Source organism: Pseudomonas oryzihabitans (assembly GCF_032027545.1).
Lineage (GTDB): Bacteria > Pseudomonadota > Gammaproteobacteria > Pseudomonadales > Pseudomonadaceae > Chryseomonas > Chryseomonas oryzihabitans_F.
The window spans coordinates 1-217 of the sequence record NZ_JAVSJB010000144.1; the positions used below are offsets into that span (position 1 = coordinate 1).

At 57.6% G+C, this 217-nt stretch carries 1 protein-coding gene; it reads right to left on the bottom strand.

The window, feature by feature from the left end; all coding sequences use genetic code 11:
* Positions 1–217: calcium-binding protein (locus tag RND78_RS28675; protein WP_312733525.1), on the bottom strand; the 217-nt coding region annotated here is incomplete at both ends.

The following is a 217-nucleotide window of genomic DNA, read 5'->3' on the forward strand; positions in this document are numbered from 1 at the left end:
CTGCCATCGGCAAACAGGATGCGATCGATCTGATAACCCGCGGTGGCGTCACCAGAGAAGTGGTACACCACGCGTAGGCTGTCGGTGGTGCCCTTCACCTGGATTATCAGATCGTTGCTGTTGCGGCTGATGAGAACATCCTCCGCATTCAGCCCCACCAGTTGCACGACATCCTGCTTGTTGGCACGACCCTCGTGCGCGTAGTAGATGGTGTCCT